Source organism: Bellilinea sp. (assembly GCF_053501535.1).
This window is the reverse complement of the sequence record NZ_JBRCOK010000144.1, coordinates 1-23,241: the sequence shown is the minus strand read 5'-3', so window position 1 is coordinate 23,241 and position 23,241 is coordinate 1. Positions and strand designations below refer to the sequence as shown.

At 48.8% G+C, this 23,241-nt stretch carries 24 protein-coding genes and 1 pseudogene; 9 read left to right on the top strand and 16 right to left on the bottom strand.

The features are described 5' to 3' along the window. Positions 1–4: 4 nt before the first annotated feature. The 12 genes from ACWIZX_RS12990 to ACWIZX_RS12935 all read right to left on the bottom strand — a co-directional run bounded on the left by ACWIZX_RS12990 (position 5) and on the right by ACWIZX_RS12935 (position 10,396). Positions 5–1,213 (bottom strand): DinB family protein, encoded by a 1,209-nt coding sequence (locus ACWIZX_RS12990; RefSeq protein ID WP_448336075.1) that lies wholly within the window; start codon positions 1,211–1,213, stop codon positions 5–7. Next, on the bottom strand, positions 1,210–1,548 hold the full coding sequence (locus tag ACWIZX_RS12985) for a hypothetical protein (RefSeq protein ID WP_448336074.1): 339 nt from the start codon (positions 1,546–1,548) through the stop codon (positions 1,210–1,212). The genes ACWIZX_RS12990 and ACWIZX_RS12985 overlap by 4 nt, the downstream gene beginning before the upstream one ends. A gap of 17 nt (positions 1,549–1,565) precedes the next feature. Continuing rightward, on the bottom strand, positions 1,566–2,126 hold the full coding sequence (gene efp / locus ACWIZX_RS12980) for an elongation factor P (RefSeq protein ID WP_322792744.1): 561 nt from the start codon (positions 2,124–2,126) through the stop codon (positions 1,566–1,568). Positions 2,127–2,253: 127 nt separating this feature from the next. Then, entirely contained in the window at positions 2,254–2,826 is a 573-nt protein-coding gene (gene hpf / locus ACWIZX_RS12975; protein ID WP_322792743.1) for a ribosome hibernation-promoting factor, HPF/YfiA family, read from the bottom strand. Between the two features lie 67 nt (positions 2,827–2,893). Beyond that, positions 2,894–3,631, bottom strand: a complete 738-nt coding sequence (locus ACWIZX_RS12970) for a ComF family protein (protein WP_322792742.1) — start codon at positions 3,629–3,631, stop codon at positions 2,894–2,896. A gap of 65 nt (positions 3,632–3,696) precedes the next feature. Further along, positions 3,697–4,647, bottom strand: coding sequence for a type II secretion system F family protein (locus ACWIZX_RS12965; RefSeq protein ID WP_448336073.1), 951 nt, complete (start codon positions 4,645–4,647; stop codon positions 3,697–3,699). A 20-nt stretch (positions 4,648–4,667) separates the two neighbouring features. After that, positions 4,668–5,639 (bottom strand): type II secretion system F family protein, encoded by a 972-nt coding sequence (locus tag ACWIZX_RS12960; RefSeq protein WP_322794360.1) that lies wholly within the window; start codon positions 5,637–5,639, stop codon positions 4,668–4,670. Between the two features lie 52 nt (positions 5,640–5,691). Continuing rightward, on the bottom strand, positions 5,692–7,098 hold the full coding sequence (locus ACWIZX_RS12955; protein ID WP_322794359.1) for a CpaF family protein: 1,407 nt from the start codon (positions 7,096–7,098) through the stop codon (positions 5,692–5,694). 24 nt (positions 7,099–7,122) lie between these two features. Then, a complete protein-coding gene (locus tag ACWIZX_RS12950) occupies positions 7,123–8,364 on the bottom strand; it encodes a response regulator (protein ID WP_448336072.1) in 1,242 nt (413 codons plus the stop codon). 39 nt (positions 8,365–8,403) lie between these two features. Continuing rightward, a complete protein-coding gene (locus ACWIZX_RS12945; protein WP_448336071.1) occupies positions 8,404–9,495 on the bottom strand; it encodes an SAF domain-containing protein in 1,092 nt (363 codons plus the stop codon). Positions 9,496–9,759: 264 nt separating this feature from the next. Beyond that, positions 9,760–9,906 carry a Flp family type IVb pilin gene (locus ACWIZX_RS12940; RefSeq protein ID WP_322794356.1) on the bottom strand — a complete coding sequence of 49 codons (147 nt, stop codon included), beginning with the start codon at positions 9,904–9,906 and terminating at the stop codon, positions 9,760–9,762. A gap of 343 nt (positions 9,907–10,249) precedes the next feature. Beyond that, complete coding sequence (locus ACWIZX_RS12935; RefSeq protein ID WP_322794356.1) at positions 10,250–10,396, bottom strand: Flp family type IVb pilin; 147 nt, start codon at positions 10,394–10,396, stop codon at positions 10,250–10,252. A 270-nt stretch (positions 10,397–10,666) separates the two neighbouring features. On the opposite strand from ACWIZX_RS12935, the gene ACWIZX_RS12930 reads away from it, so the two are divergent. The 4 genes from ACWIZX_RS12930 to sucD all read left to right on the top strand — a co-directional run bounded on the left by ACWIZX_RS12930 (position 10,667) and on the right by sucD (position 14,425). Further along, entirely contained in the window at positions 10,667–11,203 is a 537-nt protein-coding gene (locus ACWIZX_RS12930; RefSeq protein ID WP_448336070.1) for a hypothetical protein, read from the top strand. A 36-nt stretch (positions 11,204–11,239) separates the two neighbouring features. After that, complete coding sequence (locus ACWIZX_RS12925) at positions 11,240–12,289, top strand: SPFH domain-containing protein (protein ID WP_448336069.1); 1,050 nt, start codon at positions 11,240–11,242, stop codon at positions 12,287–12,289. A gap of 130 nt (positions 12,290–12,419) precedes the next feature. Beyond that, complete coding sequence (gene sucC / locus ACWIZX_RS12920) at positions 12,420–13,562, top strand: ADP-forming succinate--CoA ligase subunit beta (protein WP_322794353.1); 1,143 nt, start codon at positions 12,420–12,422, stop codon at positions 13,560–13,562. Beyond that, entirely contained in the window at positions 13,559–14,425 is an 867-nt protein-coding gene (sucD, locus tag ACWIZX_RS12915; RefSeq protein ID WP_448336068.1) for a succinate--CoA ligase subunit alpha, read from the top strand. Before sucC ends, sucD begins: the two co-directional genes overlap by 4 nt. An 86-nt stretch (positions 14,426–14,511) precedes the next feature. On the opposite strand, the gene acpP is transcribed toward sucD, so the two are convergent. Further along, entirely contained in the window at positions 14,512–14,748 is a 237-nt protein-coding gene (gene acpP / locus ACWIZX_RS12910) for an acyl carrier protein (RefSeq protein ID WP_322794351.1), read from the bottom strand. 123 nt (positions 14,749–14,871) lie between these two features. On the opposite strand from acpP, the gene corA reads away from it, so the two are divergent. Both corA and ACWIZX_RS12900 read left to right on the top strand, forming a co-directional pair. Then, positions 14,872–15,846 carry a magnesium/cobalt transporter CorA gene (corA, locus tag ACWIZX_RS12905; protein WP_448336067.1) on the top strand — a complete coding sequence of 325 codons (975 nt, stop codon included), beginning with the start codon at positions 14,872–14,874 and terminating at the stop codon, positions 15,844–15,846. A 70-nt stretch (positions 15,847–15,916) separates the two neighbouring features. Further along, on the top strand, positions 15,917–16,666 hold the full coding sequence (locus ACWIZX_RS12900; RefSeq protein ID WP_322794349.1) for a hypothetical protein: 750 nt from the start codon (positions 15,917–15,919) through the stop codon (positions 16,664–16,666). Here the strand turns inward: ACWIZX_RS12900 and ACWIZX_RS12895 are convergent. After that, on the bottom strand, positions 16,663–17,877 hold the full coding sequence (locus tag ACWIZX_RS12895; protein ID WP_448336066.1) for a hypothetical protein: 1,215 nt from the start codon (positions 17,875–17,877) through the stop codon (positions 16,663–16,665). The two genes, ACWIZX_RS12900 and ACWIZX_RS12895, sit on opposite strands and share 4 nt — an antisense overlap. Before the next feature lie 75 nt (positions 17,878–17,952). Here ACWIZX_RS12895 and ACWIZX_RS12890 point away from each other — a divergent pair, with 75 nt between their 5' ends. Next, on the top strand, positions 17,953–18,789 hold the full coding sequence (locus ACWIZX_RS12890) for a DegV family protein (RefSeq protein ID WP_448336065.1): 837 nt from the start codon (positions 17,953–17,955) through the stop codon (positions 18,787–18,789). Between the two features lie 56 nt (positions 18,790–18,845). On the opposite strand, the gene ACWIZX_RS12885 is transcribed toward ACWIZX_RS12890, so the two are convergent. Continuing rightward, positions 18,846–20,024 carry an aminotransferase class I/II-fold pyridoxal phosphate-dependent enzyme gene (locus ACWIZX_RS12885; protein ID WP_448336064.1) on the bottom strand — a complete coding sequence of 393 codons (1,179 nt, stop codon included), beginning with the start codon at positions 20,022–20,024 and terminating at the stop codon, positions 18,846–18,848. 227 nt (positions 20,025–20,251) lie between these two features. Here ACWIZX_RS12885 and ACWIZX_RS12880 point away from each other — a divergent pair, with 227 nt between their 5' ends. Continuing rightward, a complete protein-coding gene (locus tag ACWIZX_RS12880; RefSeq protein WP_322791900.1) occupies positions 20,252–21,151 on the top strand; it encodes an ROK family protein in 900 nt (299 codons plus the stop codon). Next, positions 21,066–22,175 (top strand): hypothetical protein, encoded by a 1,110-nt coding sequence (locus tag ACWIZX_RS12875; RefSeq protein ID WP_448336063.1) that lies wholly within the window; start codon positions 21,066–21,068, stop codon positions 22,173–22,175. The genes ACWIZX_RS12880 and ACWIZX_RS12875 overlap by 86 nt, the downstream gene beginning before the upstream one ends. Here the strand turns inward: ACWIZX_RS12875 and ACWIZX_RS12870 are convergent. Further along, positions 22,167–23,241 (bottom strand): annotated as a pseudogene (locus tag ACWIZX_RS12870) (hypothetical protein); the annotation flags it as partial. The gene ACWIZX_RS12875 and the pseudogene ACWIZX_RS12870 sit on opposite strands and share 9 nt — an antisense overlap.

Sequence of the window (23,241 nt, the reverse complement as noted above, 5' to 3'; positions counted from 1 at the left end):
CCCATCAAGTAAGGGCTTGAATGGTCTGCCAGGCCTGATTGATGTGGATTCGGTCATGCGTTGCAACAAAACCCACCAGTTCTTTCAAGGTGGTAGGCCCAAAAATTGCGTGGCGAGCTGGTCTTTGCCAGTCTTTTTCGTTTAGATTGATTAATTTTTGCAAAATCTCACTGCGGGCTGAAATAAATCCATCCAGTGCGGTTCTTCCATTTTCAAAAATACAATTCCGTGCTTCAACCCAGCCATCCGTCATTGCGGCTGGCAGGAAGGGACGATTTTCTTTCAAAACCATTTCAATGCGTTCCTGATTGACCTCGCGATCGACATCGCGTAGATGACATAAAATTTCGGTGAAACACCATTCTTTAGGTTCAGGTCTTTGATTCCAGAGTTCTTCAGGAAAAGCAGAGGAAAAAGTTTCCAATGCAGCCGGGGTGGATTGCAAAGTCGCCAGAATGGCGGCAATCCCATCATAGGAGGGTACGCCATCCTGTTGAGCAATGGTATCCAGCCAGGCCAGTACATCCTCCAAAGCACCGGTTTTACTGAGGGGGTTACGCGAGGCGCTGTTCTCAGGCTGATTCTGTTCGCTCAGGAAAAAGGTGGGTAATCCTAACTGTTCTGCTGGTAGAATGTCGTCCTCCCAGCTGTTGCCAACCATCGCAGCCGGCATCTGAGGCCAGCGAAGGACTGCAAGGATTTCTGCAAAATAGGCTGGATGAGGTTTACAGAAGTGTGAATTTTCGTAAGTGGTAACCAATGAATATGGATATTGGTCAACGGGTAAACCGGCCCATGCCAAGCGCTGTTCGATTGCGGTTCGAGGGAAGAGGGGATTGGTGGCGATCACAACCTGCCATCCGCGCTCAAAAGCGCATTCAATCAGGCGGATGGCTGTTGATCTGGGGCGGGTTAATTCTTTTAGTAAAGGGAATTTTGTCCGGTAGAAATCATCAATTTTCTCTTTGAGGGATTGTTTGGACACCCCTAAAGCGGGGTAGAACACCTGGTCGAAGGTGTTTTCTAATGTGCCCGCTGGCATTTGTTTTTGCAGCATGGCATAGACTGCATGCTGCATGGCCTGCAAAAATTGTTGGGGTGAGATCGATTCAGCCAGTGTATTTGCAAGTAATTCAAAATAACGTTGAATAAACGGCTGGATATCGTTTTCCAGCAGGGTATCATCTAAATCAAAAAGAACGGTGAGGCTCATCGAGTTTCCGGTTCGATAAAAGGTGGGGGTAGCGGATGGCACTGACCGCAACCGACATGCGGTTCAGTGACAATCTGGAAGGATTTATTGCAATAGGCGCTGACGTGGACTTTTCGTTTTAATCCAAGAAACCCGCGGCTTACTCGGGCATCCAGTACCATGTGCGGGCAGGCATTGGCTCTTTGAATACCCGGAACCGGACAGGTTTTACATAAATCAGCTGTCCAGTGGTGGGGAGGAGGTGTGTTGCCGATCAGGCGGCACTCCTCCCTTTTTCGTCCACGATAGTAATCCCCGTAAAAATAACTGCATTCAAAACCCGCAGGGGTTTTCATTCAAATAAGAGCCTTGTTTATTGAACGCGGGTTACGTATGTGCCTGTGCGGGTATCTACACGGATGACATCGCCTTCTTCCACAAAATTGGGCACCTGTACCTGAATACCAGTTTCAACGGTAACGGTTTTGGTCACGCCCGTGGCAGTATCGCCGCGCACCGCAATTTCCGCATAAGTCACTTTTAAATCAACCGTGGTAGGCAGTTCCACATCCAGCGCTTCAGATCCGTAAAAAGTCAATTTGACCGGCATTTCCTCTTTGAGATAACCGGCCGAATCGCCGAGGATTTCGGCACGGATGGGGTACTGCTCAAAAGTTTCGGTGTCCATGAAGTAATAAATTTCGCCGTCGTTGTAGAGGTATTGAGCGTTATGGTATTCCAGGCGGGCTTCAGGAACACGGTCACCGGAGGTAAAGGTCTTTTCCAGTGTGGCGCCGGTGCGCAGGTTGCGAGCCTTAATGCGAATGGTAGCGTTACCGCGCCCCGGTTTGTGGTGGCTGTATTCGAGTACTTTGTAGAGGTTTCCATCCAGTTCGAAAGTTACCCCTTTGCGCAGATCGTTGACGTCAATCATATTACTTTCCCTGTTTTCAAGATGGTTTCAGAACGGCTAGATTATAGCGCACAGCCGCAGGAGTGGCAAGTAACAAAAACACACCCCTGGCCAGGGTGTGTTTTTGGTGAGTCGTTGTTGGATGAGGTTAACCTAATTTGGGTTCAATCAAGCCATATGTTCCATCTCGTCGGGTATATAAAACGTTAATGGCATTGGTATTTGCATTGTAAAAAACGAAGAAATCTTCATGCCCAAGCAGTTTCATCTGCTCAATGGCTTCCATCTCATCCATCGGAACCAGCGAAAACGTCTTGCGGCGGGCAATGACCGGCATTTCCTCAATATCGGCGGTGGTTTCTTCGGGCATGGGTTCTTTTGCTACCTCAGAAGCGGGTGTACCATCACCACGCCCGCGCTGGCGCTTGCCTTTGAAGCGAGAAATCTGGCGTTGCATTTTGTCCACTGCTTCGTCAATGGCGGCAAACAAATCGTCCGCTCTTTCTTCGGCCCGCAAAATAAAACCTTTGCCTCGAATGGTAATTTGTGCAACCTGCCGGTCGGATGCACTCCGTGCTGATTTTACATACGAAAGATCTACACGGGTGTCTTCAACGTCATTGATTAATTTATTTAATTTAGATACTTTTTTGGTGACATATTCCTGTAGGCGGTCGGTCAATTCCAGATTACGGGTAAATACTTCAATTTGCGGTGTCATTCCTTCCTCCTGAGGGTAAGATTGGGGTAAGGCAGATTGGCATACCGGGATTTAAACCTAGTATACCTCAACTTTGTTCGATCTGAACGGTGCGAGCGAGGGTTATTGCAAAAACCTGACTGGCGCCGGCGCTCTTCAGTGCTTCGGCACAGGCAGAGAGCGTTGCGCTGGTGGTAGCAATGTCATCAACCACCAGTACGGTTTTGTTTTGTACGATGGATGGCACGGCGCTGAACGCTCCTTTTACATTTTCCCGTCTTTGTACGGCGTTCAACCCAACTTGAGAGCGTGTTTCTCGAATTCGGTACAAGGCTTTATTGGTAAAAGGAATAGACAAAGCCCAACCCAGTAATTGGGCAAGTAATGCAGACTGATTGTATCCCCTTTGTCGCTGACGTTGGTGACTGAGTGGGACGGGGCAAATTAAGTTGACCTGCCAATTTTGTTCGGCGAAGAGAGAAATGAGAAACCGGCAAAGGGTATCTGCCAGGGGCAAGTCGTTTTCATATTTCAACCGATGAATGGCTCGACGGAGTGAACCATCATAAACGCTGTAAGAACGCAGCTGCTCAAAAACTGGGGGCTGACTCTGGCAGTCGGGGCATAGGTGATTGACTTGAGGAAGGTCACAACGCGGGCAAGAGGTTTGATGGTCAATGGGTGTAATTTGTTGCAGGCAGGAGCGGCATAACCGTTCGCCGTTTTTTCCACAACCGGCGCATGATGGGGGATACAGCCAGTCCATGGCAATCCAGAAGAACTGCTGGATCGCAAACCGTGGAGAGGCTTTCGTTAAGGTGTGCATGGTTTACCAGGCGCTTTTTGAGCCGGCAAGGTAGAAAAATATCGAAACCCGTTTTTTTATGGTGTTTATTGAAACATGCCGCCAAGCGCGGACTGAAACAGGCGAAGGGCAGCAGGGGTGAGGAGTACAATCATTAACGAGGGGAAAATCAGCAACGCCATGGGGATGAGCATTTTCAACGGCGCTTTGTGCGCTTCCTCTTCCGCGCGCTGGCGGCGCTTAACTCGCATCTGATCAGATTGAATGCGTAAAACCTTAGCGAGACTAACGCCCAGTTGTTCAGATTGAATGACCGCTGCCACAAAACTGGTCATTTCAGGGATGCCAATGCGTTCGGCCATATCTCGCAGGGCTTCACGGCGGACTTTTCCCAACTGGATTTCCTGAATGGCTCGGGCAAAGGCAAAAGAAAGTTGGGATTCCCATTTTTCGCTAACTTTGGACATGGCGGCATCAAATCCCAGGCCGGCTTCTACACAAATGGTGAGCAGGTCAAGAGCATCCGGCATGGCTTTGCGAATTTCCTTCTGACGACGGGAAATTTTGCTGGAAAGCCACAGTTGAGGGAACATGTAGCCCAATCCGCCAAAGAGAAAAGCAAACAAGACCACCCGTCCAAAGGGCCATTTTGTGGCTCCAACGGTGAAAACCAGTACCACCAGCCCACCAAATATGACGGCACAAACTGCTTGAGCCGCAAGAATCATCGTGGCATCAACGTTCGCCGGGCTTCCAGCCAACTCCAGCTTGCGGTTAATAGAGTTTATGGCGTTTTGAGGCGTGAAGCGAACCGCCAGTTCACCCATTTTACGTGCCATAGGGTAAATTACGCGTTGCGTGAAGGGCTGTGACAATTCCAACTTGCGTAGATCTACCTGTTCTCCGGTACGGCTGAATTCCTCCAACCGCGCCTGAAGGGCACGCTCATTGGCCAGTTCGGGATTGCGAAGCCCGATGACGGTTAAAATGACCGCTCCAAGGATTACCAAACCACCGACAACGAATAGAATCCACATATCTGCCTCCTTTGTTTTACCTATACTTCAATGTCGGCGAGTTTAGTCATTGTAAAATAACCCGAAATGATGAGAATGGCAGCCACGCCCAATGCAATATATCCACAAGGGACGCTTTCGGGTTTGAAAAATGTCATGATGTAATCACGGTTAAGCAGATACAACACACCAATCAGGATGAGAGGAAGCAGCGAAAGAAATTTACCCGAATACATCACCTGGGTGGTTAGAACCCGGATTTCACCTTTGATTCTCACCCGTTCGCGGATGGTGAAGGAGATCGTATCCAGAATCTCGGCTAAATTACCACCAACTTCGCGTTGAACATTGATTGCTGTGATGACCAGGTCCAGGTCATCAGAGGGGATGCGTTTGAGCAGGTTGTCCATCGCCTTTTCCATGGTAATACCCAGCTGCATTTCCTGAACCACGCGATGAAACTCGTCGGAGATGGGGGAGGGCAATTCCTTAGAAACGGCTTCCATGGCTTGCATGGTGGAGTAACCGGCTCGCAAACCGTTTACCATTAGGTTGAGCATATCCGAAAGCTGTTCGTTGAAGCGAATGAGCCGTTTGTTTTGTTGTCGTTTGACATAGAAACGGGGTAAAAAACCACCTATGATCGCCCCAATGATGGCGGTGACCACACTGTATTGACCGATGACATACCCTACCCCCGCCATTACGATAATCGTGATGACAACCAGGGCGATGAATTCCCCGGGACGCAATTTCAAATCGGCCCGGCTGAGTTCCTGTGAGATTCGGTCTCCCAGGGTTGACCGTTCAACGCGCCGGTTCAACCAATCGGTTAAAGGGGTGGAGCGCCGTTTTTCACTCAGGATTTCCTGCTGCTGGGTTTCCACATAGCGTCCCAGTCGTTCCTCGACCATGCTGCGCTCGCTGGTAATTGAAACAACGATGCCGAGAATCAATAGCAGGAAGGCGAAGCCACCTCCTATCAGTAAAACCATGGTTGGGCTGAATATCATAGGTTCACCTGCTTTCTGGTCATTTTAATGAACCAAAGAGAGTGACAGAAATTTATCTTCTGCGGGTTTCTCCCATGCCCCAAAGTGAGGGAGGAAGATGAATACCTGCTGCTTCGATTTTCTCGTAAAACCTTGGGCGCAGGCCGGTGGGGCGTAAGCGACCGATGACTTTGCCGTTCTCGTAGCCGGCTTGCTCAAACTGGTAAATGTCGGTCATCGTAATCACATCCCCTTCCATACCCGAGACCTCGCAGATATTGACCACCTTGCGTGTGCCATCGCGGAGGCGCTCCTGGTGAACGACGACATCAATGGCGGATGAAACCTGTTCGCGAATGGCGCGCACGGGTAAATCCATACCGGCCATCATTACCATCGTTTCCAGACGGGAAAGGGTATCACGCGGGCTGTTGGAGTGGAGGGTGGTCATGGAGCCATCGTGACCAGTGTTCATCGCCTGCAACATATCCAGCGCGGCTTCGTCGCGGATTTCGCCAACGATGATGCGATCAGGACGCATACGCAGCGAGTTAATTACCAGTTGACGGATGGTAATCTCTCCACGTCCTTCAATGTTGGGAGGGCGGGATTCGAGGGTGACCACATGCTCCTGACGGAGTTGAAGTTCGGCTGCGTTTTCGATTGTAATAATACGCTCATCAGCTGGAATGAAACCAGAAAGCACATTCAGCAGGGTGGTTTTCCCGGAACCTGTACCGCCCGAAATGACGATGTTCAAACGCGCCTTTACGCAGGCATCCAGAAGTTGGATCGCTTCAGGGGTAATTGAGCCAAATTGAATCAGTTGATCTACCGTGATGGGATTGCGGGCAAATTTACGAATGGTAAGAACCGGTCCAACCAGTGAAATGGGTGGAATCACGGCATTAACACGCGATCCATCGGGCAGACGGGCATCCACATAAGGTGAGGATTCGTCAATGCGCCTGCCCAAAGGTGCTACGATGCGTTCGATGATTCGCATGACGTGTTCATTGTTTTCAAATGTAATGGGTGCCCGTTGAATCTTCCCGCGCCGCTCGACGTAGACGTTCTTAGCGCCGTTGACCATGATTTCTGTAATGCTGTCATCATCCAGCAAGGGCTGCAACGGCCCAAACCCGAGGATTTCTGCAGCAATTTGTTCGTACATTCTTGCCTTTTCAGGGCGAGAAAGCACGATGTTTTCCTCGTTGAGAATTTGCTCAAATAATTCTTGAATGGTGCGGCGCACTTCAGCCGTGCGGGTTACGTCCATATTGCTATCCAAATTGGAGAGCAATTTATTTTGCACGCGCACCTTCAGGTCCTGATAGGTATCCTGTGTGGTGGGCATGGATGGCGCGCCAACCCGCCTTGGCGGGACAGGGGACGGCGGAGTGGTACCACCACCCGGTGCTTTTCCTGAGCCACCCGGTGGCGGAGTTTGTTCACCTTGAATTCGTTTTAATATGGACATGGCTAAATCTCCCCTAAATTACCTTTACTTTCTTCCAACCAGTTCTCTTTCGGAAGAGGTGGTTTCATCTTGTTGAATCCTGTTTTGGATTTGATCAACAAGGTTATGGATATTTCGGCTGGCAAGCAGCGTGGGGTTTTCCAGAATGAAAGGTGTCCCGCGATTGACTGAATAGGAAATGTTTCTTTCGTCCAAAACAACAGTCCCAATGACTGGATGGTGAAGCCTTTCACTGATTGTTTCTGCAGTTAATTTTAACCGATTGTCAAAGCGGTTCAATACAAATAGGACCCGATCAATAATTTTCGATTCATTTGCGATGGTCAGAAATACGCTGCAACTTCGGAGAGCTGGAATATCCTGGGTGGCAACCAACAAAATATAATCCGAAATTTCTAACGCCGCTTGAACCGTTTCGGTTAAGTATGAAGCAGTATCCACAATAATGAAGTTATACATTTGCTGAAGAAACTGTAAGGTGAGTTTGAACTGGTCAGCAGTGATGGATTCTGCAAGTTCAGGGCTTGGTGGACAGGAGAGAATATGGATACCGGATCTATTGTGGGTGGTGACAACTTCTTCAACGATTTCCGGGTCAAGTTCTTCAGCGCGTTTGGTGAGGTCGTATAAACTATTGCGGCCTTGCTCATTCAGGAAAATGGCAACATCCCCAAATTGAAGGTCACCATCCACAATCAGCACTTTGTTGTCGGCCTTTTTGAGCGCAATTGCAAGGTTTGTGGCAAGGGTTGTGCAGCCGACCCCTCCCTTGGGACTGTATACGGTGATTATCTTCCCTTTTTGCAGTGCAGGGGAGGAGCCGGCTTGGGCGGAATCCATGGAGTACGCCGGTAAAACCGCCGCAGCCTTCTTGCGATCTTCGGCTGCCATTTGACCGGCTCTTAAGATTGCGGTAATCAATTCATCAAGATGTGGTGGTTTGCTCAGGAAATCGGTTGCTCCGGCAATCATTGCCCGGCGCATATAATTCGGGTCATTCTGGATGGTGAGGATGACCACCCGCGTAAAAGGAACTTTTTTCCGAATCCTTTCGGTGGCAGTAATGCCATCCATGTCTGGCATGTTGATGTCTATGATGGCTACGTCCGGCTTTGTTTCTTGAGCGACACGGATGGCTTCTTCACCGTTGGAGGCAAAGCCAACCACTTCAATTCGCTCTTCAAATCGAATCAAATCCTTGATGGCTTTGCGCGTATCGCTATCATCGTCAACAATAATGACTCGAACTATATCCTTTTCCGGCATACCGTCTCCTGATGAAACCTCTAAATAAAAGATTTGTTCCTATTGAACCGGAATGGGGGTAGGACCGAGTTCAGGCATCTTTAGTTTATCTACCCGCGGTTCAATAGCGTAAGGCAATTTGGCGGGAAGCGGGATGTTCTTCTGATCCATGAGGTATTGTTGGGTCACAGCATCCGTCACAATTGGTTTGGTGTCCGTAGGATTGCGCAATGCAAGGTTGAGTGTTACCTCGCTGAGGAGCATATAATTCAGAGCGACGGCATCTTGTGGGCTGACTACCAGCGTAATCGGGAAAGGCTCGCCTGGTCCCTGAACAGGTGCGGGTTGGGCAGCCTGTTGCTGATCTTGTGGGATGGGGGTCGGTTGAACTTGTGGTTGAGATTCCTGACCGGTGCGCAACACAACCGCATCTTGAATTACGGTCTGGCAAACCAGACGCGGTCGTTGGGGTTCGGAGGGGACAATGTAGAGCGGCAAATTGAGGGTTGGGTCTAATTGTGCTCTTCCTTCGGTTGCCCCGTCAGGTGCTGGGATTATTCCCGCTGATGCCCGTTCTGGGCCGGCCTGTTCACCGCCGGCTGCGCCCGGCCGTTCCACCACACCGACTTCATTGGGTAATTTGGATTGGAACTGGGTGTCCACATCCACCAGCAACATGCAACCAATGACCATGACATGATCACCGGGTGCAAGAGAATTATCTACGGAAGTAAGCCGGGTTGCCGGGATTGGCATCGCAACAAAGTCCTTTGGCACATCAAAGGATGCCACTGAACCGCCGGCAGGTTCGATGAGAACAGCCTTGGTAAGTGGTACACTGGGTTGTAAATCGTATCTTGCCCGGCTTCCGACGACAGATTGAATGTCGCGGATAAAGGTACCCTCGACGTATGATTCGGCAGGATAGTCAATCATCATGACTTTGGCTTCGGTGATCTCTTCGCCGCGCGCGATGAATTGGGTCGTGATGACGATTTGCACCATCTGTTTGGCTGGTTCTGCTGTTGGTAACGGTTGTGCGCTCTGCTGTTGTTGCATTTGCAGCCAAAGATAAACTGCCCCGACTGCAAAGATCAAAATTAGAGCCACCAGGATGATGATTTGCCCACCTCTTTTACCTTTAGCGGCCATGGAAATTCCTCCTGAGTTGAAATATGAATTTTGAAATGTGCATAAGCGTTTGGGAATGGGTGTGAATGTGGATCTAGAATGATGCCAAATAAAACATTAAAGGCATATGACTATATCACCATTATATAATATCAATAAAAATGTGCAAGGATTATATCGAGCAAAAATCCTAATACTTTTGAAAGTTTCCTTTTTTGGTTTAAATGATAAACCCTGCGTTGACAGGGTTTATCAAAATGGGCTGCAAAGAAATGTGACAAAGGACTAGATGGCGTTCATGATGTTGGAGAAGATGTTGCCGATGGCCGGGCCGAGCAATGCCAAAATAACGATTACAACAACGGCTACCAAAACAAGGATTAATGCGTATTCAACCAGGCCCTGGGCTTTTTCTTTGGGAGCGAATAACATGACTGTTCACCTCCTTTCTGCTCGTAATATATTAAAAAACCAAATCTAAACCTTATTATAACCATATCGGTTGATTATTCAAGCAGATTTAATTACAAACACCTTACAGCTCAAAAGCATAATGTTGTCATACGTTAATACCTTCGCCAATTTCGTTAATGGCTTTACGGAGTGCCACATATGGGTATTGTCCAATTGAGGTGCCGCCAGATATGGTCAAAAAGGTCGGCGTTCACATTTTGGCGAAGGTATGGATACGTCAATAGTCAATGAGTTCACGAAAAAAAAGATAAGCCCAAGGAAAACATGGGCTTACCTTTTTTTGTTTTGCTGGTTTGCTTGCTTAGATGGCGTTCATGATGTTGGAGAAGATGTTGCCGATGGCCGGGCCGAGCAATGCCAAAATAACGATTACAACAACGGCTACCAAAACAAGGATTAAAGCATACTCTACCAAGCCTTGGGCTTTTTCCTTCGGTGCGAACAGCATTTGTCTCACCTCCCTTCTGTTCAAGATTCGAATGAATGTAATTATTTTATACAACATTCTTGTTAAAATACAAGTGCCTTTCTGCCTTATTTCCGAGATTTTCAACAAATTGCAACTTGAAGTAAACAAATTACGTATACTGGAGTGCAGTAACGTGGCGTTTTTTTGATCACATCTATAAACGATTGACCTAAAGCGGTTGCAACCAGAGGGTGGGATGGCTATAATGATATTGTTCGATGAATTGATCAATGAAAATTGGGAGGCAAAATGAGCGACTTGTTTGAGCGTGTAACGGGTGATCAGGATATTATCAAAAAATTATTGGCAAATGTTCCGGGCTTCAAGGGCTACTTAGAAAAAAGAAACCGGAAGATGTCGGACAAGCTTTTACGAGAAGCGGTGGCGAACCGGTTTGAGCAGTTGTGGCAGCGGATTTCTGGTCTCCAGCGCGAATTGATCTCATCCGGTGATATCGGTCTGATTGACGACCTGGAGGCGGCAGCCATCAAACTGCGTCAGTTCATTGACCGAATCCGCACGGCATCCTATGGATATTCACCGTTTTTTGCCGCGGTAAAGATCAACAGCGAAGACCTGGCAAGGGTTTATGAATATGATAGCGCAATGTTCGACCTTGCTGATGAAGTTTCGCGGGCAATTGACCACGTGGAAGCCTCTTTGGGTACGGAAGGCTTACCGGCTGCAATCCGAAATTTAACAACTACAGCCCAGTCCTGTTTGGATGCTTTTAATAAACGAAACGAAGTCATGATCAATTTTCAGGCTGGCGGGGCAGAATCGTAATTTTAAGTCAGATGATTTGAGAGGAGTAATCGTACCATGGCGAGAATTTTTGATGTAGTTGAATATCCCAGCGAGATGACCGATGAACTCGTTCATCGCTTTCCAGAACAAGGAATTGCCGATTTGCGGCTGGGCTCACAGGTGATTGTACGTGAATCCCAAAATGCGGTTTTTATGCGCGATGGCCATGCCCTGGATGTGTTTGGCCCCGGCCGCCACACCATTACTACGGCCAACATACCGCTTCTTACCCAACTGATTGGCAAGGCCTTTAATGACCGTACTCCCTTTACAGCTGAGGTCTATTTCGTCTCCATGCGTGAGTTTCCGGATCGCAAGTGGGGAACCCCGCAGCCGATATTGGTCAGAAACCCAGGTATGGGGTTGGGGGTGGCGCTGCTGCAGGGATTTGGAACGTATAGTTTTCAGGTGAAAGATGCTCAGCAGTTTGTTACCCAGATTGTCGGCGCACAAGGCACTTACCGCATGTCCGATATTGAAAACCGCCTGCGCACCATGTTGCTCTCCAAACTGCAAGACCTTTTGGGTGAAATTGGAGCAACCAAATCCGTTGCAGAGATGATCGGTTTGATTGAAGAAATTGGCGCGGGTGTGCGCGCCAAGGCGCAGGATGATTTTGCAGCTTTGGGGCTTCTCCTAAAGTCATTCTATATTGGCAGCCTTAAACCCTCTGACAAGTCTGCTGAGGAACTGCGGGCAATGGGCATGCTCGACATGGCAACCTACACCCAGCTGCAGGCGGCAGATGCTTTACGGGATGCGGCACAAAATCCCAGCGGGGGGGCTGGTTTGACGGCGGGAATTGGTGCCGGGGTTGGGCTCGGAAATGTCATCTCTCAATCGCTGCAAGGAATGACTGCCGGTGGGCAAGGCGGGCAAACCACTCCAGCCTCAAGCGGGGCGGTAATCCCTTCGGTCATGACACCCACCGAAGCAGCCCAAATCCTCAAAGTTTCCGAAGAAGATGTGGTAGCGGCGATTCAATCGGGCGAATTGAAAGCAAAAAAGATTGGAAATGCTTACCGCATCAGCAAGGAAGCCCTGGAAGAATTCCTGAAGGGTTGAAAATTCTCATATAAGACCTGACTATAAAAAGTCGGGTCTTTTTGTATTTAAACCAATTTTATCTAAATTGACCTCGTGGTATAATCCGCTCAACGGTCAAAACCGGTTAATTTTGGTTTGGGGAGAACGTATGAATCTACATGAATATCAGGCAAAACAAATCTTTTCGCGGTATGGGATACCCATCCCACGCGGGAGAGTTGCCGCAAACCCGGCAGAAGCAAAACAGATTGCTGAAGAATTGGGCGGCAAAGTTGTGGTGAAATCCCAGGTTCTGGTTGGCGGGCGAGGCAAAGCTGGTGGAATTCGGCTGGCAAAATCAAGCCAAGAAGCGGAAGAACTGGCAACGTTAATTCTGGGAATGGAAATAAAGGGTTTACCGGTACGAAAAGTGCTGGTAGATGAAGCTGTAAGCATTGAAAAAGAAATCTACCTCGGCATTACCAATGACCGTTCATCCAGAAAACCGGTGTTGATGGCTTCGGCAGAGGGTGGTGTGGATATTGAAGAAGTGGCTGCTCGATCTCCTGATAAAATCATCAAAATCCTGATTGATCCGTTGTTGGGTCTGAGAGAATATCAATCCAGGGATGTTGCCGTTTCCATTGATCTACCCAAACCGTTCTGGCGTTCGTTTATATCCCTGGCTGAGGCTTTGTGGCGAGTTTACCGAGAAACGGATGCCACACTGGTGGAAATCAATCCATTGGTGATTACCAATGACCAGCGTTTGTTAGCCCTGGACGGGAAAATGAGCATTGATGATAATGCGCTTTTCCGTCATGCAGACCTGGCAGAAAAACGTGACCTGGATGTTGAAGCACCTGCCGAAATTGAGGCGCGCAAGTACGGGCTATCTTACATTAAGTTGGACGGAGAAATCGGTTGTATGGTGAACGGCGCCGGACTGGCAATGGCAACGATGGATATCATTAAGTTATATGGAGGGTACCCAGCAAATTTTCTGGATATTGGCGGGGGAGCGGGTGCAGATAAGGTTGCAGCCGCTTTGAGAATTATCCTTTCGGATACAAATGTCAAAGCAGTGTTGATCAATATTTTTGGTGGAATTACCCGCTGCGATGAGGTTGCTCGCGGCATCCTGGCTGCAATTGGGGAAGTGCAACCAAATGTACCAATGGTGGTGCGACTGGTCGGTACCAATGCTGAAGAAGGCCGGCGTCTGCTTGCTGATGCTCAATTGATTACAGCGGAGACTCTGGTCGAAGCGGCCCAAAAATCGGTGCAGGTTGCGCGAGGAGGTGCGGCATGAGCATCTTGATCAACAAACACTCGCGGGTTGTGGTTCAAGGAATTACCGGGCATGAAGGCTCTTTCCACGCTCAACAAATGATCACCTATGGTACCAATGTCGTGGCTGGTGTAACACCGGGCAAAGGAGGTGAATGGGTGCTGGATGGTAAGGTGCCGGTCTTTGACTCGGTAAAAGTGGCCGTGGAAGCAACCGGGGCGAACGTTTCGGTCATCTTTGTGCCTGCCCGCTTTGCGGCGGATGCCATATTTGAAGCCGCGGATTCAGGTGTGCCGTTAATCTTCTGTATTACCGAAGGAATTCCGGTGCAGGATATGATGACCGTTCGCGCCTATCTGGATCAAAAAGGCGTCCGCCTGGTTGGTCCGAATTGTCCGGGGGCATTAACCCCGGGCGAAGCCAAAGTCGGCATTATACCGGGAAACATTGCTATCCCTGGTGACATTGGGGTCGTTTCGCGCTCAGGGACATTGACCTATGAGGTTTTGTATGCCTTAAAACTGCACGGCATGGGAGCAAGCACCTGTGTGGGTATCGGGGGAGACCCCGTGAATGGTACATCCTTCATTGATGCATTGAGTCTCTTTGAAGCCGATCCTTATACCGAGCGGGTGATTTTAATCGGGGAAATTGGTGGCTCTGACGAAGAGAAAGCAGCAGAATACATTTCCCGGCACATGACCAAGCCGGTGGTTGCCTTTATTGCCGGTCAAACGGCACCGCCCGGTAAACGCATGGGACATGCCGGCGCCATTATTGAGGGTGGAAGTGGCACAGCGGCGGATAAAGTCAAGGCCTTGAATAATGCCGGAGTACGAGTGGCGCGTCACCCGGAAGAAATTCCGGCTTTATTGAGAAGCTGAAAAAATTTTGGTTGAGGGATTATTGGATGAAGTAGCGTGGAAAGGCAGGCAAAAATTAAACTCCTTCCCACGCTACCTCGCCTTTGTTATTTTTTATGGGTTTGAATGTAATTTACCGCATCCTGGACGGATTTGATTTGACGGGCATCTTCGTCGCTGATTGCCAGATCAAATTTTTCGCTTAACCCGTCAATCAGGAAGAACTGATCCATTGAATCGGCTTTAAGGTCTTCGATGAACCGTGTTTCTGGCGTGATTTCTGACCCATCCACTTTCAGGACTTCCACTATGACTGCTTTGACTTCTTCATAAAGATCACTCATGCCAAAACCTCCAATTAGATTATTACTGCAGTGAAATTATTGTAACTTTCCTATCCATTCTGTCAAGCCCGTATTGGGAATATCAATGGTCAATAGAAAAGAGAAAAAGGGAGAGCATCATCTATGATCAGTATTGTTTATTTTCCAAAAATCGGCGCTCCCCAACTTAATTTGCCGTTCTCTGCTCTGAGAAGTGCTCTTGCTGATCGAGAAGGGCTGGTCTGGGTCGCGCTTGAAGAACCCGATGAAGAAGAAATAACCCGCGTGATGGTAAATCAATTTCACTTCCATCCGCTTGCGGTTGAAGACTGCCAATCCGATGGTTATCAGACCCCCAAACTGGATGATTACGGGGAATATTTATTCCTGGTTGTGCAATCGGTAACTTCTGGCGGCTTGCTCGAGGGAGACACAACGCGTGAGTTGAATATCTTTCTTGGTGATCATTATCTGGTTTCCAGCTCACTGAGAAAGGTTACCGCCGTTGAAAAGTTGAGAAAACGGTTGGAGAGAGACGAGCGCATCTATCAAAATGGCTCTGACTTTCTTTGCCATGCGCTGTTGGATCAAGTAGTGGATGAGTTCATTCCGCACATTGATCAACTGGAAGAAGAAATTGATTTTTTGGAAGAGGCGGTGCTTTCCAATCCTGACCCGCAAACCCTGCAGCGGATATTACGATTAAAACGTTACTCGATGAACCTGAGGCGGGTAATTTCTCCGCAGCGGGAGGTCATCAATCGCTTATGCAGGGATGATTTTCCAATGATTGACCCACATAGCCGAATGTACTTCCGTGATGTTTATGACCACCTTGTCAGGATTTTTGATATGTTGGATGGAATCCGGGACATGACGACCAGTGCACTGGAGGTGTACCTCAACGCAACCTCCCTGCGATTGAATGAGGTTATGAAGGCATTAACGATTGTTTCGACAATTTTTCTACCGCTTTCCTTTGTGGCAGGAGTTTATGGGATGAATTTCCACTATATGCCGGAATTGGGCTGGCGTTGGGGCTATCCATTGGTGTGGTTGGTTTTTGTTTTGATTGCCATTGGGATGCTGGGTTATTTTCGAAAACGGCGCTGGTTTTAATTTGACAAAATAGAATAAATGTTCTATAATATTCTTGCACAAAATAATTCCTTTGTGCAGGAGAAATGAGATGACCGCAAGACCCTACGATGAGCCAAGTTTTTGGCAAAAAATGCTCTTTTATCTGCAAAGCCAGCGAAAAGCCATCTACGGTCTCATTCTGGCGGTGGCTTTGATTGGATTTGAGGTGTTCAATTACAGCACTACCGAACTTGCCCTGGGGGATTTACTGGGGGATTTGCGTTTTGCGGGTTTTCGCTGGGCTACCATTCTGGCTGTTGCCTTTTGCGGGATAGATTTCGCAGGAATAGCGCGGTTGTTCCTGCCCGAATCGCATGATTCGCGTGAGACCTGGTACTTGATGGGTGCGTGGCTGATTGCCGCGACGATGAATGCTGTTTTAACCTGGTGGAGCATCTCACTTGCACTGGTCAATCGCACGCTTCAAAGCAGTTCGTTCATTTCACATGAGATGCTGGTCGAAGTCATCCCTGTTTTCATTGCTGTTCTGGTTTGGGTGACGCGCATCCTTCTAATTGGCACCTTTTCTTTTGGTGCCTCGCTTTCGGAAGATGTCGTCAGCCGGCTGGTTTTGACGAGAAGCGGTGATCAACGATCCGATACCCCGCTTACCTCATCACATCCACTATCCAGGCCTTTGCGATTGACCCGCAAAGAATCAATGTATGCAAAACCTCAGCAAACCAGGGAAAGACGGCCAGAACCTGAATATGTTAATGAAAATGACGAGGCATATATTCCCGTTCCTGAACTGCTCAAAAGTGCGTCAAACTCTGTGGATCAACGAACGATGCGTTAATTCCGGTTCATTTCAAGGGCTGTAGCAAGCGCCTCATTGACATTCCCAAAAACTTTTGCGCCTAAATCTTGCAATGCCTTCTTTTTATGCGGATGGTCGGTTATTCCCCAGAGATTAAGCCATACCGGCCATCCAGCATTTTTCAGGATTTCGGACGCGCGAATCACTGAGCGAATACCATTCGGAGAATCCTCGAAAACATGGATATGGAGCGGTTCGTCAGGTAGAAAATCGCCCAGTGAAAAAGGTGATCCCTCTGGAAAATTTCCCTGAGCGGGTTGATACAGCCTCATGGTGAGATGCAAAGCATTGGTTATGTCGGTAAAGGTCATTAGAATGGCTGTGAGAGCATGAAATTCAGAGGGTTTCAAAATCTGGTCAATTGCCAGGTGATAGCGCTCGCATGCCCAAAGGAGAGTACCATAACCGGCCAGTGGAATACCTTCCAATCCGGAGAGGTTTAATGCAATTTCGGCTTCAGGTGAAAAACCAGCCCGGCAGGAATTTCCATTGATGGAGATGTTTTCAACCCAGTTAGGCCGCAATGTCATTGCCGCGGCGCGTATTTGTCCATTTTTTATCTGTTCTCTCAACTCCTGTTGAAGTGTTGGCTCAAGATTGGGTTCGTCATATCTTTCCAATGTGGATTCGACCTGTACTACCGGTAAATTCGGGTAATACTGAGCAAAAAGGGCTTTTCCCAAGACCTGATTTTGAAACAGCCTGCTAAAGGGATTGGCAGAAAAATCACGGGTATTGCCAAGAACTTCAACGGTAAATGGCTGTCCCGCCAGATTTCGAAAGGGATGGTTGTCGGGATTTTGTTGAAGACGGGAAAACAGAGCATCGGCCAGTGGCAAACTTGGTATAGCCATCCCCAGCCATTCCGCGATATTCTCAACATAGGAGGGACGCTCAACCAGGGGATGTGTTTTTCTAAACCATTCAATCGCTTGCTTCAAGGAAGGTAAATGAATTTTTGCATTAGAAAGGGCTTTATCAAAGAGGATGGCAAAGGTCAGAGGAATCATGTCCCATTCGCTGGTAATTCCATTTGCCTCAAACGTACCAATTTCTTCTTCGGTCAAGTTGAAGGAATCGGGTAATCCGAGTTGCTCCAGGAAGTGTGCAATTGTGCGGTGAAGCGCGGTGCGATACCCACCGGGTTTAACCAGAACTCCATCAATATCCAGTATAAATAGATTTGCCATAGCCAAACCTCTGAAGGGTCATTATAATAGGGAAGCTCTCTTTTGGTGAATTTTATCCTTGTAAAAAAGGTGTACATGATGATTGATTTAACAACGGACTCTTGCTCTGACCTTTCTCGTGAAATAATTCAAAACCGAAACATACGGGTTCTTCCTCTCCAGGTTTTCATCAATAATCAAAACCTTAAGGACGGGGAGGTAACCCCCCAGCAATTATTCAAACTTGTGGAAGAAAGCGGTAATCTTCCCAAGACAGCTGCCCCTTCGATTGCCGAATTTGCTGAATTTTTCAAAACTCCCGGCGAAACGATTTATATTGGCATTTCTTCTAAACTTTCCGCAACAGTGCCAAACAGTATTCTGGCATTAGAGTTGTTGGATAAAGAAAAGAAGGTTTACATCATCGACTCTCTGAATCTCTCGACAGGAATTGGTTTGCTGGTGCTGAAAGCAGCCGATTTACGCGATGCGGGCTGGAGCGCACCAGAAATCACCGAAGAAATCCAGCGCTGGGTGCCAAAGGTACGCACTTCTTTCATCATTGACACGATGGAATATCTCTACAAAGGAGGGCGCTGTACTGCCCTGCAGGCAATTGTTGGTTCGGTTTTGAAAATTCGACCCATCATCGAAGTCCGCAGTGATGGGACATTGGGTGTCAAAGAGAAAATCCGCGGGGGGCGAATGAAAGGTTTGAATTCTATGCTGGAGGATTTCAAATCCCATTTACCGAATGTTGATCCGACCCGTGTTTTTGTAACTCATACAGGTTGTGATGAGGACGCTGCATATCTGGTGGAAGAAATCCGCAAGACCGGGGCAGTGGAGGAAATTCTGGTCACGACTGCGGGTGCTACCATTTCCAGTCATTGTGGGCCGAATACCATTGGGATTTTATTCATGGTTAAATAAATCAGGCGCAGGTGATTTTTCTCCGCTGCGCCTGACCTTTAGATTGCTGAATAGGACTAAATCAGACCGACCATCTTACCAACTTTTTCAAATATTCCCACAACCCGATCCAATTGTTCATCAGTATGGGTGGCCATGTAGCTGGTGCGCAGCAATTGATGACCGGGTGCAACTGCCGGACTGATGACCGGATTGACGAAAACACCATTTTCAAAGAGCAATTTCCAGGTCAGGAAAGTCTTTTCATCATCCCCGATAATTATAGGGACGATTGGCGTAACGGAATTGCCAATATTAAATCCCAGTTCCGTGTAGGCTTTGCGCATTCTGGCTCCAATTTCATTGACGCGAGCGATACGTTCGGGCTCTTCGCGCATGATTTTGAGGGCGGTCAGGGCTGCCACAGCATTGGAAGCGGGGATACTGGCGCTGAAAATCAAGGATCGGGCGTGGTGCTTAATGTAATGGATTACATCCTCATCACCGGCAACGAAACCGCCCAGCGATGCGAAAGATTTGCTGAAAGTGGACATAATCAAATCCACATCCTCGGTTACGCCAAAGTGGGCAGCCGTGCCGCGTCCTCCACCTAAGACGCCCATGGAATGTGCATCATCCACCATCAGACGAGCGCCGTATTTTTTAGCAACCGGAATCAGCTCAGGTAAGGGTGCGAGATCACCCTCCATGCTGAACAATCCATCTACGACAATCAACTTGCCGGCATTTTCCGGCAACGACTGCAGCACTCTTTCAAGATGTTCCATGTCATTGTGGCGGAAACGTTCAATTTTCCCGTAACCGAGACGAGCTCCATCCACAATACTGGCATGGTCATCTTTGTCCAGGATGATATAATCTCCGCGCCCAACCAGGGCGCTGACGGCACCAAGGTTTGCCTGCATACCGGTTGAAAAGACCAGCGCCGCTTCTTTGCCCACCCACTCAGCCAGTTCGTGCTCCAATTGCTCATGGAGTGCCAGGGTGCCATTCAGGAAGCGGGAACCTGTGCAGCTGGTACCGTAACGTTCCAGCGCATCGCACGCGGCTTGCTTGACCCGCGGGTCTGTGGTGAGACCGAGATAGTTGTTTGAACCGCACATGATCAGGCGGTGTCCGTGAAAAATGACTTCTGTGCCTTCATTTTCATCCAGGGGAATAAAATAAGGATAGATACCCTGTGCAATGGCTTCTTTGGCCGCAGTAAATTCTCGACATTTTTCAAAAATATCCATGATGACAAACCTCTTTTTCGCTAAATTCTCAGGTCATATCAACAAAAAAACGAATTAATCCATACGGAGCGGATTTTCTCAAACCTTGAAGAATGATTGGAGATGTCTGGAAAATCCTGGCTGGATTATACCCCGTTCATTCGATTTCCACATTAAAAATGAGGGGTGGTTTGTGATATTATTAAAATACCCAGAGAAAATAAAAAATTATCAACAGGAGGTCAGTCATGGAACTCTATGGTGGTGTTGAAGCCGGTGGAACTAAGTTTGTTTGTGCAATCGGAACATCGCCAGAGGATATCCGCGCAGAAGTGCGTTTTCCGACGACTGAACCGAAAGAAACTCTGGCGAAAACAGTTGACTTCTTCCGCCAGTACATGGTCAAAAATAACGCCCGGCTGGCGGGAATCGGAGTCGGCTCGTTTGGGCCTCTTGATCTCAACCCTGCTTCTCCGAATTTTGGGAAAATCACAACTACCCCAAAACCGGGCTGGTCTTTTGCACCCGTCCTTCAAACCCTGCAAGACGCCACAGGAGTGCCTGTGTTTCTCGATACGGATGTCAACGCTGCAGCCCTCGGAGAAGGTACATGGGGGGCAGCCAAAGGGTTGAAGGACTACATCTACATTACGATTGGCACCGGAATTGGCGGTGGCTTAATCATCAATGGACAGCCGTATCATGGTTTGGTTCACCCCGAGATGGGGCATATTCGTTTGCTGCATGATCAAAAGGCAGATCCATTTGTGGGGATTTGTCCTTTCCACGGTGATTGTTTTGAGGGATTAGCCAGCGGACCGGCTTTGCAAGCCCGGCTGGGAAAGCCGGCTGAAGGTGTCCCGCCTTATCACCCGGTTTGGGAATTGGAAGCCGAGTACATTGCTTTGGCGCTGAATGATTTCATCTGTGTCGTTTCCCCTCAACGGATTATTCTGGGAGGAGGGGTAATGCAGCAAACTCACCTTTTCCCCATGATTCGGCTTAAAGTTCAGCAATACCTCAATCGTTATATCTTCGCTTCGCAAATCCTGGAAAACATTGATGAATATATTGTTCCCCCTGCATTGGGTAACCGGGCTGGGGTTATGGGCGCCATTGCACTGGCGAAATTACGAACCGAAGGATGATGATCAGGAGCAATGCCGTATGCCTCCACACATGACCTTCTTTTGTGAACTGGAAGCAGCTCAACTTGAAGTCCTTTTTGAATCAGGGCAGGTTATTGCTACCTTGCAGAAATTGGACGCCGGCGTTGCGCTCGCCATTCGGGATTTTTCGACTGAGAGGGCAGCGGTTGTGCGGCGGCTCAATGAGGCTGGCATACCGGTAACGGCGTGGCTGCTGCTCCCGGAGGAAGAGGGTTACTGGTTCAATCTGGATAATGCTCCCCTGGCGGTACAGCGCTACCAGGATTTTCAGGCCTGGAGTCAAAATGAACACTTGAAATGGCTCCGTATTGGGCTGGATATCGAACCGGATTTTCGATTGATCACCGCATTGAAAGAGGGGGTAATGCCGGCTTTGCGGTTTATTTTCTCTACGGCGAGTCATCGCAAAAAACGATTTGCCAGTGCCCGATTGCTCTACCGCCAGCTGGTTGAGCAGATTCACAACGATGGTTATGAGGTGGAGGCTTATCAGCTGCCGCTGATACTGGAAGAGCGCAGAAGCCGCTCATTCGTTTTACAGCGCTGGCTGGGGGTTCTGGATTTAGAGGTTGACCGTGAGGTTCTCATGCTGTATTCCAGCTTCAGCCGACCATGGGGAGATGCACTGCTGCTCAGTTACGGCAAAGATGCTCAAAATATTGCAATTGGCAGCACTGGCGGTGGTGTGGATTTGGAAGGAGTTGCAGATACCCGTCCGCTGGACTGGCAGGAATTCAGCCGGGATTTATTGATTGCGGGTCTATTAAAGCCGGAGGTGGCAATCTTCAGCCTGGAAGGTTGTGTACAGCAGGGTTATTTAGAGAAACTGATTCAGTTTGACTGGCAGCAATCGGTTCAGGTTGAGCGAAGAAAGTATGTTCTTGTTCAACAGGTGAGGCGACTGCTGGCAGCCGCCTTATGGATTCTGGAACGTCCATGGCTGCCAGCAGCGCTGTTGATTTTGATGGTGCTGCTTCAAATCAGGCGAAAAAAATCAAATTAAATCCTGAACCTGTCCAGTGGTAAGGTGCAACCGGATAACGCGGCGTTGTCGTGCGAGCAGCGCTTCCAGATCACCCAGCGCCTGAGCGCGCTCCATAATACCGAAGGTGATACCCTGTCCGGGGATAACCACATCCTCGCTGATTTCACGCGTGATTTGTAAGAACAGGGCGCGGTCTGGACCGCCTTTGTGCAGTTGGCCAGTGGAGTGCAGAAAGCGCGGTCCAAAGCCCAACGTGGTGGCACACCCTGTTTTTTCAAGAATGCTGCGTCGAAGCTGCTGGAGTGCCTGGGTGGTTTCAGGGTTGCGGGGCAGGTAAGCATTGATCGCAATGTAATCGTCTTTGCGCGCCTGGTTCAGAAAGAGCTGGATGATCTCGCGCGGATGGGAAGCGTTGGACATATCTTCCAGTACTTTGCCAAAAATTTTGCACTGGTTGCTTTCCCAAAGCGGCTGACCTTCATCCAGGACTCCGATGCGGCGGTATTCAGCGATTTTTTGAGCCGTGCGGTCTTTATTATCCTGAACATCCGGCTGGTCAAAACCATTGATCCCTAATACAGCGCTGGCTACGGCGATTGCCATTTCCCAACGGTAGAATTCTGCCCCTAATTCATAGACATCCTTCAAGTCAAATACCAGCACGGGCTGGCCGGCCTGACGCAAGGCTGTTACCCTTTCATCCAAACTGCCACTGGAACGGAAGCAAACGAACAGACGGTCGTCGCCGTAACGGTCAACCGAAACAGGCGGTTCGAGGTCTATCGGTATAATCCCACGCCCTTCCTTTCCGGTTGATTCAGCGATTAATTGTTCCAGCCATGAGCCAAAGGATTCAAAAGGCGGCTCGGCTAAAATGGTCAATTTATCTCTGCCCTCAAGGGCGGCTTCACCCAGCAGTGTACCCAGCACCAGACCGGGGTTGCGGGCGGCAGGCGTGTTGGGTAAACACTGGGTCATCATCCGCTCGGCGCGTTGGAGTAAGGTTTCAAGGTTCATGCCCAGCAAAGCAGCCGGAAATAAACCGAAGGGGGTCAATGCCGAGTATCGCCCACCGACTTGTGGA

Bases quoted from the DNA above. Each gene is read 5' to 3' on its own strand.
- ACWIZX_RS12930 (WP_448336070.1), top strand. From the start codon at position 10,667: ATGAGCGACTTGTTTGAGCGTGTAACGGGTGATCAGGATATTATCAAA.
- ACWIZX_RS12950 (WP_448336072.1), bottom strand. From the start codon at position 8,364: ATGCCGGAAAAGGATATAGTTCGAGTCATTATTGTTGACGATGATAGC.
- ACWIZX_RS12990 (WP_448336075.1), bottom strand. From the start codon at position 1,213: ATGAGCCTCACCGTTCTTTTTGATTTAGATGATACCCTGCTGGAAAAC.
- ACWIZX_RS12875 (WP_448336063.1), top strand. From the start codon at position 21,066: ATGAATATATTGTTCCCCCTGCATTGGGTAACCGGGCTGGGGTTATGG.
- ACWIZX_RS12880 (WP_322791900.1), top strand. From the start codon at position 20,252: ATGGAACTCTATGGTGGTGTTGAAGCCGGTGGAACTAAGTTTGTTTGT.
- ACWIZX_RS12900 (WP_322794349.1), top strand. From the start codon at position 15,917: ATGACCGCAAGACCCTACGATGAGCCAAGTTTTTGGCAAAAAATGCTC.
- ACWIZX_RS12925 (WP_448336069.1), top strand. From the start codon at position 11,240: ATGGCGAGAATTTTTGATGTAGTTGAATATCCCAGCGAGATGACCGAT.
- ACWIZX_RS12965 (WP_448336073.1), bottom strand. From the start codon at position 4,647: ATGTGGATTCTATTCGTTGTCGGTGGTTTGGTAATCCTTGGAGCGGTC.
- ACWIZX_RS12945 (WP_448336071.1), bottom strand. From the start codon at position 9,495: ATGGCCGCTAAAGGTAAAAGAGGTGGGCAAATCATCATCCTGGTGGCT.
- ACWIZX_RS12960 (WP_322794360.1), bottom strand. From the start codon at position 5,639: ATGATATTCAGCCCAACCATGGTTTTACTGATAGGAGGTGGCTTCGCC.
- efp (WP_322792744.1), bottom strand. From the start codon at position 2,126: ATGATTGACGTCAACGATCTGCGCAAAGGGGTAACTTTCGAACTGGAT.
- ACWIZX_RS12895 (WP_448336066.1), bottom strand. From the start codon at position 17,877: ATGGCAAATCTATTTATACTGGATATTGATGGAGTTCTGGTTAAACCC.
- hpf (WP_322792743.1), bottom strand. From the start codon at position 2,826: ATGACACCGCAAATTGAAGTATTTACCCGTAATCTGGAATTGACCGAC.
- ACWIZX_RS12985 (WP_448336074.1), bottom strand. From the start codon at position 1,548: ATGAAAACCCCTGCGGGTTTTGAATGCAGTTATTTTTACGGGGATTAC.
- ACWIZX_RS12970 (WP_322792742.1), bottom strand. From the start codon at position 3,631: ATGCACACCTTAACGAAAGCCTCTCCACGGTTTGCGATCCAGCAGTTC.
- sucC (WP_322794353.1), top strand. From the start codon at position 12,420: ATGAATCTACATGAATATCAGGCAAAACAAATCTTTTCGCGGTATGGG.
- ACWIZX_RS12885 (WP_448336064.1), bottom strand. From the start codon at position 20,024: ATGGATATTTTTGAAAAATGTCGAGAATTTACTGCGGCCAAAGAAGCC.
- ACWIZX_RS12935 (WP_322794356.1), bottom strand. From the start codon at position 10,396: ATGCTGTTCGCACCGAAGGAAAAAGCCCAAGGCTTGGTAGAGTATGCT.
- corA (WP_448336067.1), top strand. From the start codon at position 14,872: ATGATCAGTATTGTTTATTTTCCAAAAATCGGCGCTCCCCAACTTAAT.
- ACWIZX_RS12955 (WP_322794359.1), bottom strand. From the start codon at position 7,098: ATGTCCATATTAAAACGAATTCAAGGTGAACAAACTCCGCCACCGGGT.
- ACWIZX_RS12890 (WP_448336065.1), top strand. From the start codon at position 17,953: ATGATGATTGATTTAACAACGGACTCTTGCTCTGACCTTTCTCGTGAA.
- sucD (WP_448336068.1), top strand. From the start codon at position 13,559: ATGAGCATCTTGATCAACAAACACTCGCGGGTTGTGGTTCAAGGAATT.
- acpP (WP_322794351.1), bottom strand. From the start codon at position 14,748: ATGAGTGATCTTTATGAAGAAGTCAAAGCAGTCATAGTGGAAGTCCTG.
- ACWIZX_RS12940 (WP_322794356.1), bottom strand. From the start codon at position 9,906: ATGTTATTCGCTCCCAAAGAAAAAGCCCAGGGCCTGGTTGAATACGCA.